General features: G+C 64.4%; 2 protein-coding genes. Both read left to right on the top strand.

Translation table 11 applies throughout. The features are described 5' to 3' along the window. The first annotated feature begins 49 nt into the window (after positions 1 to 49). Complete coding sequence (locus tag NKI50_RS27255) at positions 50 to 10,996, top strand: hypothetical protein (RefSeq protein WP_352718139.1); 10,947 nt, start codon at positions 50 to 52, stop codon at positions 10,994 to 10,996. Then, on the top strand, positions 10,993 to 18,876 hold the full coding sequence (locus tag NKI50_RS27250; RefSeq protein ID WP_352718137.1) for a hypothetical protein: 7,884 nt from the start codon (positions 10,993 to 10,995) through the stop codon (positions 18,874 to 18,876). The genes NKI50_RS27255 and NKI50_RS27250 overlap by 4 nt, the downstream gene beginning before the upstream one ends. Positions 18,877 to 18,926: the final 50 nt, after the last annotated feature.

The following is an 18,926-nucleotide window of genomic DNA, read 5'->3' as shown; positions in this document are numbered from 1 at the left end:
CCGGCGCGGCGATGCACGGCTTTTCGAGGAAGCCGGGAAGGGAGAGTAAGTGGGCGTCGAGCTTTTCCAGACGAATGTCGAGTTCGATGCGGTGGCGTCGAAACTGTCGATTGGGCTCGACGATTCGACCGGAGCCTCGCGCCTGATTTTCGCCATGACGGCCACGACCGGCGGCGCGCCGGTTGGCAGGGAACTGGCGGTTTCCCTGAGCGACGCGGATGGATTGAGCGCTGTCTCTTTCAGCTACGACGGGCTCGATCGCACCTACACACTGACCGTCGACCTGAACGATACTGTCGATGGCAAGAAATTCGGCGAACGCATCGACGCGAACGGCATTGCCGGCGCCAGCTTCAACGCGAATGCCAACCTGAGTTCCCTGAAGGTGGTGTTGCGGCCGCGAGCACCGGGTGGAGACTGGACGTCCGACCATCCGAGCTTCGCCTTGATCGCTTGCTGGGAAATCGACGGGCGGGCGACCGAAAGTTGGGAGGAGCCTGAGCGTCCGGTCGAAGTGAATGTAGAGGCCACGATCGAGGTGTGCGTCGGCCTTTCGGTCGTCGTGCCCAACGATCTCGACCTCGCTCTGCCAAATTTTCAGGTCCGACTCGACCTTCCATCGATTGGCCTCGCCACCAAATGGGTGCCGTTGTCCTGGTTCGAGTGGCCGGATCTGATGCCACTGAAAATGGAGGGCCTACTTGCCTGGTTCTCCGGGCTACTCGACTTTGACTGGGCGCAACTCCCGGAGGTCCCGCTGCCGCGCCTGCCGCAATGGGATGTCGACCTCCCATTGTCGATCGACCTGCCACTCGGCGTCGGTGTCGTGTCCACACATCTGCATCTGCGTAAGGCGGCGGGCCAGGGACTGGTGGTCGACGCTTCTGCGGAAGGTTTCTACGTCACCTGGCAGGGGGAGGCGGTCACCGCGCCGCGCGGACAGGTAGTCCTGCGCTATGTGGAAGCCACCGGGATCTACACGATCGAGGTGCGTTTCTTCGAAGCCCAGTATCCGGAAGCGGACGCGATTCCGCCTTGGCAGCCCTACGGCTTTTCGCTGCCATTCGACCTGCTCGGGCTTGAGGCGGAATGCTGGTATCTTCGTCTGGGACTTTTCCTCAGCAACGTCGGTGGTGGCAAACGGTATGCCTGCTTCGAGGCTCTGCTCGAGATTGGCGGGCTAAAAGTGACCAGCCGCTTCACCGGAGACGAGAGCGAAGGTCTCTATCGCACTGATGTGCGGCTGCTCCTTCGCGACACGACGCTCGTCAGCGCAGCCCTGACGCCGGGAGATGCGCCTGAGTTCCTTGTCGATGCGAAGCGTCCGGCCAGCGAAAATCCCTTTGACCGGTGGCTAAGCAGGCCGGTCCCCGCCTTGAGTTTTGCCGACGACCTCCTTGCCCCACCACCCGCCTCTGGCGTCAACGAATATGGCCTTACCTTCCACGACGGCGAGTTCCGCAGCGGCGAGCGCGCGTTCCTGCTCTGGCGCATGAATGGCCGTCGCCTGCTCAAGGCGCTCGCCCATGATCTTCTCGGGCGTGAAGCGGCCGGGGCCGTCGGCGCCCCTGAGGAGATGACGGATTTCGGCCTGGAGATCGCCACGCAAGGCAGCGGCTCGCAGCAGATCAGGCTCGACTGGCGGCCGGTTGCCGGCGGCACGGACGGTGCGCCGGACACTGGCGCTCCAGCCGCATCGGAGGACAAGTGCCTGGAAATTAAAGGCGCTAAGGATATCGCCTTCAACGTGCCGTTCGCTTCCCCTGGGACTTATCTCGTGGGCAGCTTCGCCGATCCGCTCACGCTCGATCTGCCCGCGATCTCGCTCGAAATGGCGCGTCCCCGCACCCAGTCGATCGTGCTGCGTGCCGAGCCGGACGGCAGCCATTCGGCGAGCCATCTATTGCTTTTCGATGGAACGCCGCAAGCCCCGCAGGAGCAGCCGGTCCCGCCATTGGCGCGCGCGCGCATTGGCTTCTCGCTCAGGCAGTCGGGTTACGCGGGGGATGAACGCGACGTGGTGGAAACGCAGCCCGGGGAGTCGGCCGAGCCGTTCCTAGCTATTGGTCTTGGACGCGCCCAGGCGGGCGAGCTGGCCGTCCGCACGGTCGGTTGGCGTCGAGGCCGGGCGCCCCGCTTCCTCGAAGTGCTGCCTGCGGAGGCGGCGCCGATCCGCTCGCTGATCCCAACGAACCTGCCGAACGTGCCGGGCACCGATCGTGGCTGTCCCGGCACGAAGCCGGCGCCGCTGCCGCCCGCCGCGCTCGATTTCGACGCTTTCGAGACCCCGCGCTTCGGCAAGGACAGCTGGCGATTGTCGGCCAGGATCGCGGCGACCAATGCGCTATTCAAGATGTTCGGCGATGCCGGAGACGCTGGGCAGAAGGTCTCGTTCACGATCGATGAGATCTGCATAGACGAGCAGGACGACCGGGTGGTCCTGTTAAAGACGAGCCTGACTTTCGCGCTCGATGCCTTCACCGCGTCGGGCGCCGTCACGTTCCGTTTCGACCTGCGGGACCTTTCGCTGAGCATGGCCGACGGCGCCTCGCTCAAGTTCCGCCTGCCGAAGCAGGGGGGCAACCCGCCCGCATGGACGGCCGAAGCGCCGCTGCCGGAAAAGGCAACCGCCTACGACTTTAGCGAGGAACGTCCGCTTCTTGGCTTGCGGATGACCGCACTTGCCCGGAAGGAGGAGGGAGACGACCTCGAAACCATCGACGTGCTGACCCTGTCGATCAAGGGCGGCCGGTTCGTCCTTGCGCTGCCCGCGGATCGCTGGATCGTGTTGCGCTACACCGGGCTCGGCCGGGGGAGCTTGAACTTCTGGATAACCGAGTTCGTGCTCGGACCGGGCGGGCTCGACGCGACCGGCAATCTGATCTCGAACGCGTTGCGGGTGAAGGGCCTGAAGAACCCGTTTATCCTCGAGCAGGCGACGCTTCGCATCCGCTCAAGCCGGCTCGACTATCTCTCGGTGTCGGGCTCGGGCGTACTGCCCGAGCTGCTGGACGAGGCGCCGGTCAAGATTGCGATCGCCTTCAAGCAGGGGAATGACGGACGCATCGATATAGACAGTCTCGATGCGCAACTCGGCGACAAGGACAAGCCGATATTCTCGCGTGGCACTCGCTTCAAGTTCGAGATCCAGCAACTCGGCCTTGCCTACCGGAGCGCGCCTGACGGCGGTGAGCGTCACTTCTTCTTCGAGCTGACCGGATCGGCGCAATTCACGCCGCAGTCGAATGAGTTCACCAGCGGGCTTCTTGAGAACCTGAAATCGGCGCGACTGGATTTCGTTCGTGTGCCGCTGACGGACGAGTTTGCCGAGCACATCAGCCTGTCGATCGAGCTCAAACGGCCGATCGTATTCAAGGTCTTCGGGGTCTTCCGCATGGAGATCCGCTCGATCGGCTTCCATCCGAAATTCCCGAAGTTCAGTGCGCCGACCGCGGCCATCATCATCGGCGGCCAGGTCGAGTTCGCCGATACGGGCGACGTGATCCGCGCCGAGATCGACTTCCACGCGATGTATATCGGCCTGCCCAAGCCCGATTCCTCGGTGCCGCAGGTCTACTTTGACGGGCTGCGGGTCGATATTTCAACCTCCGAGGGCTTCCGTATCGGAGGACGCGTCGACACCTATAAGAGCGACGTGCTCGACGGCTTCGCCGGCGAGGGCACTGTGCAGATCCCCGGCTTTCCGGAACTTTCCGCCGCCTTTGCCTTCGTGCGCGTGCGCGAAACGCCGGATCAGCCTTGGCTGCGGGCATGGTTCATCGCCATCGAGGCGGCGAAGATCGGCTATCTTGTGGGCGGTGCACTACCGATCTATCTGCGCCAGGTCGGTCTCGGCTTCGGCTACCGCTACACCTTGCCCCTCATCCTCGAACTGGAGAAGCACAAAGAGCTGTCGGCGCTCATCAATGCGATGCTGCGCGAGGTCGGCAAGCACAAGACCCTGGCGCGCATCGATTCCTGGAAGCCGGAGACGAGAGGTCGCCGCTGGACGATTGCTCTCGAGGCCGTGCTGTCGCTCGGCTCCGCCAACTCTTCGCCTTTCGAATACAATGAAAAGGCCGAGCGCAAGATCCGTACGATCTTTACCCAGATCTTCGCAGCCTATCGCTCCGACTTCACCTTGGTGGCGGCGGCCAAGCTCTGGTTCCCCGTTAGCGTCGACGATTTCTTCCGAAACGCCGAGAACATGCGGGAGCGCCCGCTGGCGTCAGGCTTCTTCGCCTTTTCGGCACCGCAGAATCGCCTGCTCGCGCATGTGCGCAAGAACCAGGATCCCTATCTCGGTGAGGATCCGAACCAGCCGATCCCGTATCCCCTCAAGCTCGCGCTCGAAAAATCCTATTTCGAATCGACGCTGCTGATCGAGCCGGGGCTGGTGCATGCCGAACTCGGCTGGCCCGACCGGCTCTGCTTCGACCTGACCGTTGGCCCGATGCGCGTCGGCTGCCGCGCCGGCATCCTGATCCGCATCGAGCGTGACCTGCTGATCTATGGCTACTATTTCAGCGCGTATGGCGAACTGAACCTGGGCGGCGGCGTGGACTTCGGCTTCGTCGGCGTGCGCGTCGAGGCGCAAGTGCGCGTCCAATATGCGACCCGCCTCCTGATCGGCGCCAATCTGCGCAAACCTCTCGAGTCCAACATCTACGGCGCGATTGGGCTGGATATTGCGGTGCGTTTCCTGGTGCGCGCCTGGCTGCGACTCAATTTTAGGTTTTTCAAGATCAGCATCGACATCTCGTTCTCCTTCAGCCTGCAGCTGTCGGTGCTTGGCGAAATCGGATGGGCCGGAAATGGTGAGCTCGGCTTCCGCGGCCGCGCCCAGTTCATCATCGGCGTGTTCGGCCGTTCGCTCGCCATCAAGATCGACGTCGGCGTCAACAAAGGCGCAGTGGAGCAGGCGAAGAGCGTGCTCTCCCAATATGCCGGTTCCTTCCTCGAGCCGGGCAAGGCGCCGCCGGCGATGCCTGGCATCGACGACGGGCTTGGCGGAGGCCGCTTTGATACGGCCTTCGCCAAGGCGGGTGGTCCGCTGCTTGGCGTTGCTGCCGTGTCGCCGGAGGCCGTGGAGCCTGAGCTGCCGCCGGATTGCTTCGTGACCGCCCAAATCGTCGGTGAGAACCGGGCGAGCGATGGCGACAAGTTGTTCTTCGCCTGGATCATGCCCGGCCCTAACGGGGAGCGGTTCTATCCGACGAAATTCGAAGAAGACTCTGACGAGGGCTGGCACGGTTATGCAACGCTGGTGATGCCCGACGTCAACATCGAGCAGGTGTTCGTGGCCAAGAGGGGGAGTTGGGCCAAGGCCTCGAAGCGAACCAAACTGGAGGTAAGGCCCTCAGCTTCGATTCGTCTCGAGGCGGAGGGTGAAGGGCGTGATCTCACGCTTGAGCAACTGATTGCCGGTTGCTATGTGCCTGACCTTTCCGACCTCTCTCAGCAAGAAGCCGAGGAATTTCCGCTTAACTGGCCGACAGTCCGGCCGCGGCTTACTACCCCCGGAAAGATCGCCGCTGGCACACGCCTGCACGATGCGCGCGTCTTCGACCCGAACAATGCCGCTCGTGGACCTCGCCGCATGCTAGACAAGGGGAACGCGTTCGACCGCGCGGTCCTAGCCTCGATCGAGATGCGCGATGTCGGCAGTCGCAGCTTGTTCGCCAGTGCGGAAGGAGGTGACGAGGGGCCGGCGAATGGCCGGAAGGATCAGAAGTACCTCAATGAACAGGCGCTGGCCAATCAGAGCCTGTTGCTGCAGGGCTTCTACGATGACCTCACGCGCATCGCTCGCACGACCCGCTTCAACAAGACCGGGCTAGACAGCTTGCCGGAGACCCCATCGCTTGGAGAGGGCAGGCCCACCCTCTTCGACCTCGGCGTTTTGATCTGCGTTAAGGCGAAGGAAATGCCGGACTGGCTCGCCAGGCGCGATCGGGCCCATCCCATCCTCGAGATCGCCTCTCATATATCCGATATGGAAACGCACGCGCTCAAGCCCGCCGCCGAAGCTGCCTGTATCGATTTTGCACTTAACCCGCCTGTCGTGCACGAGGCGGCCGGCTATTTCGACGAGGAGATCGTCGCACTCGCCTGGAGACTCGACTGGGGCGGCACCCCACCCGTGGTGGGCAAGCAGCTTGCAGACGGATCGAGTGGGGAAATCGAGGACTTCCTGCGCACATACGAGATTCAGATCCTCGACTTCAACACGCAGCGATGCATCCATGCGGTAACGTCGAAGCCGTGCGATGTCCTGTCGGAAACGAACGCCGAGGACGTTCGGCTGGTCCGCTACGGCTACAGCGTCGCTCGCGAGGAAATTCTGCCGGTCGAGGCGGCGGCCGCCGGCCGGACTCTCATCGCGACGGTCACGCCCATCAGCCAGGCAGGCACGCGCGGCGCACCGTTCTCCTTCACGCTCGAGCTTACGCCGGTCATGACGCCGCTGCCGGCCGACGACGCGCATCTGGACCTGCGCTACGCCGAAGCGGCGTGGACCGCCTCGATGCGCTGGCGGCAGCCGATGCTGCCGCAGGCGACGGGCATCGCCCGCACCGTGGGCTGGCAATTGATCCTCAGATCGCTCGCCGACGTGCCGCTCGGCGCGTATCCGGAGGAAGCGATCGACGTCACCGAGCGCGGCCTGATGAGCACGACAGGCCAGGCGCTGATCGAAGGCGACATCATCGTTCCACTGGTCCTGGGCAAGAAGGACGCCCCGTTCACCTGCGTCGAAGCACCGGTCGAGACGGAGCCAACCGACCCCGATGACAATCTTGTCGAGGGGGTAGATGACCTGCCGCCGGCCGAGAAGATCCTCGCTTTCAACTTCGTTCCGCCCAAGAGTGGCGCAACGGCTGCCCCCTATTTCGATCACAAGGGCCGGCGTCTACTGCCGGGTTCTGTGCTCTATCAGGCGGCGGATGGCTTCTTCCGGCGTCTTTCGGCGGACAAGAATGGCGGCCGATCATGGCGCCTGTTCCTGCGTGCCGTCACGCATGCGGACGCCGTGAAACAAGATGCCAAGTCATTGCGGGAGGTGCCCGTCTCGGGGCTGTCGCCCGTGCGGCTTGCCATGTCCATTCGCGCAGAAACGAACCCGCGGCCGGTGCCCTATTTCGAATGGCCGGCTGTCGTTGCGAGCGATCCGAAGGTCGCCGTTGTCGCCCAGCGCGATCTGGGGGCGGACGCAGACCTTCTGCATGTGCCGGTAGTCGGCGACGGCGGGGAAATCAGGTTCGTTCCGAAGCCTGGACGCGAGCGCGCCGTCACGGTGACCTGGAATGCTATGCCGGCCGGGGAGGCGGGTGATGTCGCGATGCCGCTGGCCGCGGTCGCAGCCTACTCCGTGTATGAAACCATCCTCGATGGTCTCATCAATTTCGATCTTGCCGCGCTGAGCCGGCGGCCGAAGCCGTTGCGTCGCATCGTGCCGACCGACGCCGCGCGGGCGCGGCTGCATCCCACGACGATGGCGGATACGCAGAACTGGGAAGCGCAATACCCGGTCTTCGCACGCACGCGCGCTCATCTCCAGACGGAGGGCGTCGCTGCCGAAGACATGCTCGATCGCTGGCCGGGCACTTATTCCTGGGCGGATAGCGAGCTCGACTGGCCCGACAAACTGACCCCTGCGCAGCGTGCTGAACTAGTGAAACATCCAAAGCTCGGCAAACTGCTCGACCTTGGCGAGGCCTTCGCACGCGCACCGGTCCACCCATACCTTGCGCTGCTGTTCGCACGTCTGCACGATCTCGAAGACGGCTTAACCGCTGCACTCCAGGTGGAAGTCGCGCTCGGCCCGCCGACGGCCATCGCTGATCCGGTCAAGTGGCTCGATGCCAACAGTGACCTGATCGACCCCTATGGCTGGGCGGGCCTGACGGCGCTGGGCCTGGCTGCGGCGTTCGCGTTGCGCGAACCGGTCACCGGAATACTCGTCGACCAAGGCGAAGTGCTCCACCGGCTAGGCGACGCTCGCAAGCGCCTGCTAGCCCTCTTCGACGAGGCGGCTTCCGACGCGCCCGCCGAACTCCTCGGGGCGCTGGATCGGCTCAGGAAGGTCGCGGGGAGGCATGTTATGACCGAATTGCCTATCCAGCACCCGCAGGCCTATCGCGCTGGGACGGATTCGGCCCGAGCCGCCGATGTCGGTCTTGCCATCGTGCAGGTCTCTTTGCGTCCGGTCCCCTGGCAGATCGCACACTACGACATCATCCGCGTCGGAGAGGCCAAGGCCGAAGGCAAGCTGACGCTCAAGGGCCAGGTCAATGTTGTCTTTGCAGGCGTGGACCGCCCGCCAATCAGCGGCGACCGCGACCAGGAGCTTGACGCGACGCTGTTCAAGCCGGACGAGACCCTGCTCGTCCGCGAGTTCATGGGCAAGGGCAAGGGCTTCCGGCAGCTGTTGCGTGAGTTCTTCAAGATCAGCTCCGGACCACGCGAGACCAGCATGCTCGCCAAGGTGCCGGCAGCCCGGTTTGTGTTCGGCAAGCTTCCGAACCGCCTCGACCTGACGCCGTTCGGCCGCTTCGAACCGCTGCCTGGCAAGCAGGAACAGCGAGAGGCGGACGTCCCGCCCGGGTATTCCCTGGACCGCTACAAGGCCTGGATCGCCTATCTTGTCGAAGCCTTTGCGCGGCCGGCTCCCGGCGACGATGCCCCCGACGCACGCGACAAGGCGATCGAGCGACTCACAGGCGAGTTGTTGGCAAACAACGGACTTTTCGATTCCTACCGGATTTGGGGTGCGCGATTGTTTGCCACCGCGCCGATACAGAGCCTAATCGACCGGCGCGGTGCCGAGGCGATTGCAGGCGACGGGCTGGCGCTGGCGATGGCGGCGACGCAGCCAAAATCGGTCGAGCCCGTGCAAATCTCGGCGGATGGTCAGGGCAGGCTGCGCCTAACGCGCTTCGTCAAGGAAGAATGGGCCACCGCGCGAAGCTACTCCGTCACATGGGAAGGCCGCTACGATCGCCTGGTGAAAGCGATCGAGCGCAAGGCGGCCTGGGAAGACAAAGACAAGGCCAAGGAAGAGGCACTTGATTTGGAGCCGCCGCTTCCCGCGGCAGCGGCCCGCAGGGATGTGTTCCTTCCGCGCGTGCGCGCGTTGGAGCCACCGGTAATCCTTTCGGCGCGTTCGCTGCGGGCAGCGGATGGACGCCCCTTCAATGAGATCGTCGTCGCGCATTCAGAGCTTCGACTTGCGGAGAGCAACACCGAGGTTGCAGCCAAGCTGGAGTTTGGCGATCTGCGCCGGCGCTACCAGAGGGAATTCGCGGAGCCCGATTACATAAGGCTGCTGAAGGATACCAGTTTCGCCAACGGCGACCCGCTGCTCGATGGCGTAGCCGTTTCGCGGGCAGCAACCGTGGAGGGTGACTGGGACGCCTGGCCGCAACCGCCGGATCTGAGTGAGCACGACGAGACATTGCTTTTTGTAGCGCCGACAGCGCGCTGGGGCGCGACGCGCTACCAGGATGCCGCTGAGCCATTCTACTACCGCCAGACCGTGACCGTAGAGGCGACAGCGGCGCGCCGCCTGATGACGCAAGGCCATTCCGTCGTCGTTCCGTTCGGCGATCCCGACACGCTGACGCCGCTCGGACCCGAGCATAGTGACGACCTGCCGGCCGCAAGCAGCCCGCTCAATTGGAACCTGTTCTGGACGCCGACCGGATGGGAGGCTGTGTGGACCGACGACATGCGGAAGGCTCGCGCAGACCGTTTCGTCGACTGGTCGGCGCAGATCGCCTTGCCCGAGCAATTGAAGCAGGCCGTCATCGGTTTGATGCGGCCATCGGGGTACAGGGTGAGGGCGCGGTTGCCGCGCTATGCCGAGAGCCTGTCCGCGGAATTGCGCGCCGGCCCCTTCGCCCATGAACTCGTCGTTCGCGCGCAGGGCGCCCCGGCCGGACTGCTGCCTGACGCCGGCGCCCGACTGACCATCGCCGACCTGGCTCCCGGACAAACCTTCGCGCCGATCGCCCAGGTGGTGCCGCTCACACGGCCGCCCGCCGGAGAAGAAGGTATAGTTCCGCCCTGGGCAAAGGCCTTCAAGATCACTGCGCTGAGTTCGGACTTCGAGACGGCCGGGGCCGATATCAACCGGGTGCAGGGATCGAACTGGAGCCGCGGCCTGTTTGCGAAGATCGATATCCGTCCGGCTTTCGCCGCCGCGGTCAGTGAGGATTTCGACTCGTTGCCGCCGCTGGCGGAAATCGAAAAGCTCGTCGGGCCCGAGTTCGACAAGGTGATCGCGGTGAACGAGTTGCCGAAGTCGGGCGCACTTGCCAGGCTGACGCCGCTTGCGATCCGGCTGATCATTCCCAAGCGCGACGAGGTCTCCGACGCGATTACGCTTGGGCTCGCGAGCCCACTGGCGGCGCCGCGCTGGGCGTTCCGCCCGGCGCTCGATCCGGCTTCCCTTTCGGCACAGGCACCGGCCGGCGAGATCGATCTGGCGATCGGGCTGCGGCTGTTGTTGGACACCGACCGACGCCACGCGGCCGCGCTTGCGTCATGGGATGCGCTGGCGAGCCCGGGGGCGAACAACGGACTGCTCGAATTCATCGAGCAGGCCGCGTTTGCAACCGTGCTTGTCCGCGGCGTTGCGAATGAGAGCGACATTGTCAAACAGTTGCTCAAGCTTGGCTTCGAGATATTCGAACGTGTGGTCAAGGACGGCGTCGGCAGTTGGCAGAAGGTCGTCGGCGACATCGTGTCTGAGACGAGCTGGAAGGTCGCGCTGGTCAGGCAATATTCGTCCGAACTCACGGTCGAAATCGTGGATGCGGAATGGACCAGGCTTTACGACCGTCCCGCACATGCGCCGGGCAAGCAAAGGTTGGGCGAGGCAATCGGCAGGCTCGTCGGCCAGGCCTATCGGCCGACGGCCATGCGCGAGCCGCAGGTCTTTGCCGAACGTGGCAACGAGGCGCGAGTGCCCTGGCGCGGGGAGGCAAATTCATGAGCAAGATCCTCGCCTATCGCGCCCTCATGCCAGCGCATTTCACGCCGCGGCGTACGACGAAGGGTGCACCGGAGACCGATCAGGACGGTTCGCGCAAATGGGTGGCGACACGCTTGCCCGCCATCCGAGTCTATGGCCCATTCTGGTCGTTCGGCTTCCAGGTTCATGAAAGTCCAAAGGCGACTGTCTGGCCGGACAAGGTACCGGCGCTGCGCGGCCTTCGGGCTCTTGCCGAAGTCGCCGACGGCGGGAAAGCGAATCCGCAGCTCGCGAAACCGCATTATCCCACGCTGCTCAGCGTGCATTTGAAGTCGTTCCTGCAGGTAAGCCCGGAGCCAAAGGGTGATGCCGGCAAGTTCGAGTTCTGGGAATCGCGGATGAGCCTGTTGGCGATCCGGTCGATCGACCCGGCTGGCATCAATGAGAGCGGCCAGCTCATCAAGTTCGATCCGAACGATTTTCCCGTTGTGAACGGAACGGTGGTGGAAGGCCCGGCAACGCTGCTTGTGGCACCGTTCGGAGATCCTCAACCCAGACCCGAAAAGACGTTCAAGGAGGACAATAGCGGCAAGACCAAAGAGGTCGATGCCGTCACCGACCAGCACCTGCCTGCGATGCAGCTCATCCATGGTCAGGTGCGTTTCAAGCCCGGCAGCGCATATCTGGAGAAATCACGCAAGGCGTTAGGACTTTCCGCTCCGTCCGGCGAAATCGCTCCAGGGGACACTATTGTTCTCCTTCCCGACGGCTTCGCGGTCGCCGGTGCGATCGATGTGCCGTGGATGGGTGCGGATTCCATCTCGGGTTGGTTCAAGGTCACCTTCCGGTGGCTCGATCCGGAGAAGGATCGCGCGATCGTCGACGGCAAGGCGGTGGATATCGCCCCGGCGCCGGTGCTTCGGCCCTGGTTCGATGCCGAGGACGACAATGCCAGCGGCCGTCGGGCATGGAGCGACGTCATTGCCCGGCTGGAGTTGCTGATGCGAAGTGCCGGCCAGCACGATGCGGCCCCGCGTTGGCTCGACATCCGGCCGAACGCGCGGCTCTCAGCGGAAGACTTCTTCTGGCCGCTCGAATACGACGGGAAGAAGGAAGAGCCGTCTATCCTGCTGCACCGGCCAAAACGGGATGTTGTCATCATCGACGGCGCGGGTCTTCTCGTCCGCCTGGCAGACCGCCCACTTGCTGACGCACCGCTGTCCACGCTGACGATTGAGCCCGAGGCATTCGTCGTCACCAAAGGCGCCGGCGGCAAGAGCTTCACGATCGAGACCGAGCGCAAGCTTCCTGCCGGCAAGAGCGTGCTGGTCGCGTCTTATACCTATGCGGAGCCGGTTGGCGACAGGCCGCAAACCGAAACGATCTCGGTCGATACGCTGGACGACATGGGCAAGCTGCTTGGTCGTGTCGACCTCAGCGTACCGATGATCGAGACTGCCGATGGTCTACGTCAGGCCATGGGGTTGCCTCGGCCCATTCAAACGACCGGCAAAGCGGCGGCATTGCCGATGCTGTGGGCCTTCACCCCCCTTGACGAGGGTTGGTTGCACTGGCCGCTGCCGAATGCCACGCCGGGCATTTTGAGCCGGCTCATTGGTGACAACGTGTCGTCGGTGGAGCCGCTGCCTCCCGCGAACGAGGCCGGGGACGGCATTTCCGGCGCGATCATGTTCGGGAATCGCCCTGGCGATCCCGGTTACAGCCCAAAGCAGCGAAACTGGTCGTTTGCCATGGGCGAGCCCAGGCAAGGCAGCCTATCGGCAACTCTGCAACTGCTCGCTGAGAACGGCGCCAGTTTCACGGCTGCCAAGATTGACCTGCGCGACTTCGCGGTTAGCTTCGACGGGGTCGTTCCACTGACGCCCTTCCGGCAGACACCGGAGCGATTGTTGCCCGATCATGCCGAGCGAGCGCTTGTCACGGGCGGATTGAGGGCGGTTTCGCCTTACAGCCTGAGCAAGCTTGAGAGGGATCTCCTGGCTACGAAAGGTGCACCGCGTTTCTCGGTAGTGCTCGCCAAGCTCCAACTTGAGAACAGCATCATGGGCGCGGGGAACCAAGGCGCTCGGCGGACTCGGGTCGACGCGGACCTTTCCTGGTCGCTGTTCATGCCGGCGTCGACAGAACTCGACGCCCCCTGGATCTGGGTCCGGCACGCAAGCATGCCGACGGTGCAGACAATGCCGCTGGCGGCCGCGGGCAAAGCCCGGAACAGGCCGGCTGAAACGCCCTCCCTTGCCCCGTTCGTGTACGCAAGGAAAGGCACGACGCTTACGTACGCATGCAGAGCCGGCGGGCTCGACATGGCCCGTCCGACGATCGCGCTCGACCCCACGATGAAGGATTCGGTCGGCGCGGGCGAGTTCCGGCGCCCACCGGGAGACAGAGCAGCCGGCGGATGGCCGATGGCCGAATGGCGGTGGCGCGAGGAGATCGGCATGGCAGTCACGACGCTGCCATCGCTGACGCTTTTCCCCGGCCAGAAGGGTACGCCAGGCCTAGCGGCCGGCCAGTGGTCAACCTATCCTGTGGCCGGCGCCGTGACCGCCGTGGCGCGTCACGACATCGCACTGCGCGACCAGTTCCACGCATTGTCGGTCGCGCCGACCAAGCCGGAACCCGGCAAGGAGGCGGCTCCTCCGCTGGCGCTGTTCACGCCGCGAACGGACAATGCGCCTTATGGCGACAGGGTGACCAACGGGTACGATCTTGTCTGGACCGAACTGAGCCGCAAGGCCGGCCTTGCCGCGCTCGACCGGCGCGACATGCTGGCGATCAATGCTGGCAAACCGAGCCTCGCCGGCGTCTTTGGGGAAACCACCTACACCATAGCGGATGTGCAGTTCGATTTCAGCGTCGATGTCGTGCGGGAGGAGGGGGGGCAAGCCAATGCTGTCACCCAGATTGGTCGATGGTCTCTCGAAGGGGTGACTGGGGTCGAGCCCAGCTCGATGATGTTTGCGGGCCTTCCGCAGGACGGCGATCTTGTCGGCATCTCGGGGACATTTTTGCGCGGCGCCGACAAGGTCCAGGTGCGCCATGGTACAGCCGCGCTGCGGTCGCAGGGCAGAGCCTTTGCTGACCAGCATGGCATAGAGGCGGTGCGCACAGACCGGCCCGCGGCCAACGGACCCATCATCAGGCGGGTGACGAATCGTGCCTTGAAGAAGGCCCACGACCTGCTGACGCTGGTGCAGCCCATGAAGGTCCTTGGCACGGGTCTGTCCTTCTGGTGCGCGGACGTGCCCGTCGGCGCCGGGTCGACTTCCTTCCTCGCGACTTATGCTGACGACCATGCCACCCGTCTCAACGGCGGCAGCCTCGACAACGACGCGTTTGCAGGTTTCCGTTGGACGCTCGCCAATCCTGACGCGCCCGCCGAGACAGTTGTCATCGACGGCATGGTCTTCCAACCACTGGTGCTTACAGGGCTCACGGTCGATCCCATCACGGTAACGATCCGCGGTCGGCTGCTGCTCCCCGTCGGCGCTCCGCCCGTGCTGCCGTGCGCAGGCGGAACGGCGACGCTGACCCTCACGGCCGACTCCGCCGGCAATCTGATGCCGCAACTCCGGGGCGCGGACATTGTCTGGCCGCTTGTCGAGCCGCAGACCGCGAGCGGCTTCGTCCCAACCCTCACGATCAAGGTTCTGCCTGAAAAGGGTAAGGACATAGCCGCACAATTCAGCTTCGGTTTTGCTGGAGCAGTCTTCTCGGTGCCGCTCACGCTCAAATGGTCGAGCGTCGAGGGTCGGCTGCTGGAGGCGACGCTGACGGGCGCGAAGGCGGGCGACACGCCCTTCGGTGCCATCGACACCGATCGTTTCGACTTGGCAATTGGTCGAGCCGAAGCGGGGCAGGACGGTCAGCCTGCTCATAGCGCGAAGTTGCGGTTCAAATCTCGGGTCGGCCAGCCTGATGCGCAGCTCTTGGCAACGCTCACTCACGATCTCCTGGCGCCAGAGGCGCCGAATGCGCCTGCGGACACCCAATTAGCCGGGCCGACCGGTATTAAGTTCGATATCGAGTCGGACATCGCGGATGCGGATTCGGACGTGTCTGACGCGGACAAGATGCGTGCGGTCGTTGCCTTCGACGCGGATCATTTCGCATTCCGCTGGCGGCTCAAACATCCGACGAACGAAGAACTCCGGCCCCTGTTGCTTGACGGCTTCGCCGTAGCTGAAGCAACGGGTGCATTCTTCGCAACCCTCCGCGTCGATACGAAAACGGCTGCATTGAAGAAGCTGCCGTCGATCCAACTGGTCGGTCTGGAGGAGCAGTCGCGGTTTGAGCTCTCGACCTGGTCCAGCAATGTCGAGCAGCTCGCCAGTCTGCAGTTGGTACGTCAGAGACGCTCCGGTGAGACCACACCGAAATACCGGCTTTTCGGCTCTTTTGCAGTCGCGAACGCCTTCTCCTGGCCACAGCTGTCCGTGATCGCGTCGGGTGATTTCGAGCAGGCAACGCTGCGGCCAGATGCTGCCGGCCGCATCAGTCACAAGGCCGTCATTACTTTCCGCGGCGACCCCCTCCTCGCCGATGAGCGCGGTGGCTTTATGGTCACTGCCGCTGTCGCGCATAGCTTCGAGACAGTCGGAGAGACCTGGACCTGGCAGGCGCATCAAGTTGTCCGGCTACTGCCGCAAGCGGCCTTCAGCGATCGCTTGGCGACACTCGCGACCCCCGGTAGCAAGAAGCCGGCCGACATTCAGAAGCTCGACACCGGCTTCTCGCCGCTTGTCGGTCAGGCAGGCTCGCCGCTGACCGATTACGCCGCGGTGCCGCATTTCCTGCATGTGGCAGCAAGCGGCCCCGGGGGCATTGCCGGACCGCTGGCGGATCGGTTGCTGGCTGCGATCAAGGCGAAGCCGGCGCGCTTCATGGCCGTTGATCTGTCGGCCCACCTGCTTCTGGGTTTCGGCTCGACCGATGCGAGGCCGCTGGCTGGGCCTTTGATCCTTGCTTCCGTTCCGGCGATCGGCTTTTGCCTCGAAAAGGAGGGCGGTTTGCCTTGGAGCAAAACGCCGGAAGTCGTGGCGATGCTGGCGACGCAAGTCGCAGCCGACACCAAAATCCTTCAGTCCGCGACCGACGGCATCGAGGCCCGCGGCCTCCCCCAACTCGAACACGTCTTAGCCGGCCGGTTGGTAACCCGTCTTGGGGATGCGAGCGGCCGAGCGGAACATTCTGCCGCCGCGTCGCTGCTGGCGCGCGACGGGGACAAGGACAGCCACCGTCCGGTGTTCCAGGCCGTCGTGCTCCGCCAGGAGCACGCGGTCTGGCAACCAGCCTGGGATCTGCCGGGCGCCGCTACCGCGATGCATCTCTCTGCACTGCTGGATGCCTCCGCGCGGAGCACGGAACCGGCTGTGGTCGGCTTCCGCCCGTTTGGCGGCATTTCCGGCGACGATCTCTTTCCGCCGCAACTGGACCCGGCAAAGCACCCGCTGACCGACATAACCAGAGTCGATGTCGACCTGTACACGCTGGCGATGCGTCGCTTCCGCAAACGTCTCATTCGCGACCTGGTTGCGGGGCCGGGGGTGGCACCGTCGGCTGCCGTCGCCCCGCGGCCGGCCGCGGTCTTGCTGCGCCTCGTAGCCCGCTCTCGCGACGGCGACAACCAGAGCGTCGTCGTCGAGGAGCGCGAGAGTGCATCGAGCAAACAGCTCGAAACCATTCGGGCACACGCCGCCGACTGGGGGCGCATGAGCCTGGAGCGGCTTGCGCCCTGGGCCGCCACGGGTCTGGTTGCGATTTTCATCGACGAGCGTGGCGTGCAGTCCGACGAGGCGAGAATCGTCCGCAGCGGTCGGCCGGCGACGCGGAGGACGATCTCGCCGCAACCTATTGCGGGGACTGACATGCCGGTGCAGCAGCAGCGCGAGAAAATTGCGCGCGCGGCCGGTGACCCGCGCACTATAGCGGGTTATTCGCCACTGGTAGCGGAGCCGCGGCTATTCACCTCCGAGCCGGCTTGGACCTACGGCGAGGACGAAGCCGATTTCGGGCTGACCGCAACTGGCGTAGCGATGGCTTGGTCGCTCCTAGGTGGCAACGGTGCTACTCTGGGCGATGCACCGGGCTCGAACCGCGCATCGGCCTATTGGATCACCGACCGTTACCGGCCGGCATTCCGTCCTTTCAGCGTAGCCGGCCCGGAGATCACCTTCGCCTTGCCTGAGCAGTACGGCGCGCAACTTCCTGGTTCGCTGGTCCCTGCCCATCACGCTGACGCTATGCCTGCCGCTTCACGCGGACCGGATCAGGGGAGCGGCACTTCGCAGTCCTTCGCCCCGGCAATCGTGACGACCAGTCGAATATCGTCGCGCCCCGGCGCCCTAGCGTCCACGCGAACCGGCCTGATCACGGTGGTCGAGGGCCGCGATGACCGCCAATGGCTGCTTGACGCCGCGCAGACACCCCTCAGCATGCGCCAACCACGTCCCCCTGTTCTCGCCCGTAACGATCGCGCCCGTGCTAGCTCGCAGGAGACTGGCCCGTTCCACCTTTCGCGCAATCCGACGGTCATAGTGCATGGACCGCGCGCGGCGCCTTTTGGTGCAAGCGCATTCCCTGTTGGTCTCGATCGCCGCCCGCGCTCGAAATTCGCCATGCGGCTGGTGCTCGATTCGCCGAAGGCCGGCGTTGCAACGCCGGAGTGGGACGGCGAGGTCAAGGTCGTGGTCGACGACGTGTTCGGCGCCGAGGACAACGTCACATGGACGGTGAAGAGCGCGGCGATCATCGTCGGCGCCGATCGCTATGCTTGGAAGCATGCTGAAAAATCGCTTTCGGGCGAAAGTCGGACCATCAGCCTTGTCGACTTCCGCGGCAGTGCCGGGGGTACCGGCCTTGAGCAGAGCGCTCGTGATGCGTTGCGCGCCGTCGCTCCCGCGACGCCGGCGGTGCTGGAAATCACGCTTGCTTATGCGCGCCCGAACAACGAGGGTAGCCTGCTGCGCCAGATCCGGTTCGAGTTGCTGAGCGCTGGCGTTGGAATGGCGGTCCCAGGAGTGGAGGCCCCCCTCTTTTTCCGCTTCGACGATCCCGAGTACAACGATCAACTCCAGGGCCTCGCCAAGCTGGCGCGCGAGGGATCACCGGCGGTACCTGGCGAGGACTTCGTCTTTGCTGCCGACCTCGCCGACGTCCGGCCGGATCAACGGCTCGAACTGGCCCTAGCGCTTCGGCCCGCGACCGTCGGCGCCGAAGTGACGAAGAAGTTTGAGGCGGACAACGGCCGGCTCACCTATGACGGCGAGTTGGTGGTGATGACGGTGGAGCGCCACCGCGCCGGCCAGATCGCTGGCACGCCCCTTGGCAGCAAGGAGGTCGCCATCGATAATGCCGTGGCGGCCGGCAAATGGGGCAGGTTTTATCTGACTGGCGCTGGCCCGACCGCCTTCCATGCGATGAAGGTTGACTGCGCGTTGCTGAAGGAGTCGCTAGAATCGGTTGGACCGGCGCTGGCACCGGACGACCAGTTGCAACTGGTCCTTTCAACGGAAGGCCCGAAGAAACACGCCCTCGTCACTTTGCGTTTCGACGTGGTCGTCAGCCCGAACATGCCGGCGAACCAGTCCTCTTTCGGCATCCTGGTGCTGAAACCTGATGGTAAATCGGTCCCGGTGCACCTCTTCGCGGCCGGCCCGGAGGCTGCGGTGATCGAGCTTGTTGACCCGCTCGAGCTGATCGAGGGCGTGGTGCGCCGGCGGGCGATCTTTCAATGGCGTTCGTTCCACCACGCCCAGGAGTTGGACGAGGTGCCACCCGCCGTGAACCCGGCGCGCTTCGCGTTGCAGAAGATAAGCGGCACCGGGGGAACCTGGCTTCCCGGCGAGGTCCAAGGCGGATGGCTCGCGGCACCATGCTAGCTGGAGATGCAATCCACGAAGTAGAAGACCGGCTCTGGCCGCTTTCGCCC

Origin of the sequence: Mesorhizobium sp. M0563, assembly GCF_040321065.1 — a bacterium.
Classification (GTDB): Bacteria; Pseudomonadota; Alphaproteobacteria; order Rhizobiales; family Rhizobiaceae; genus Mesorhizobium.
This window is presented reverse-complemented; position numbering and strand designations above follow the sequence as displayed.

What these genes read in the sequence shown, in the direction of transcription:
- NKI50_RS27250 (WP_352718137.1), top strand. Translation starts at nt 10,993, where the DNA reads ATGAGCAAGATCCTCGCCTATCGCGCCCTCATGCCAGCGCATTTCACG.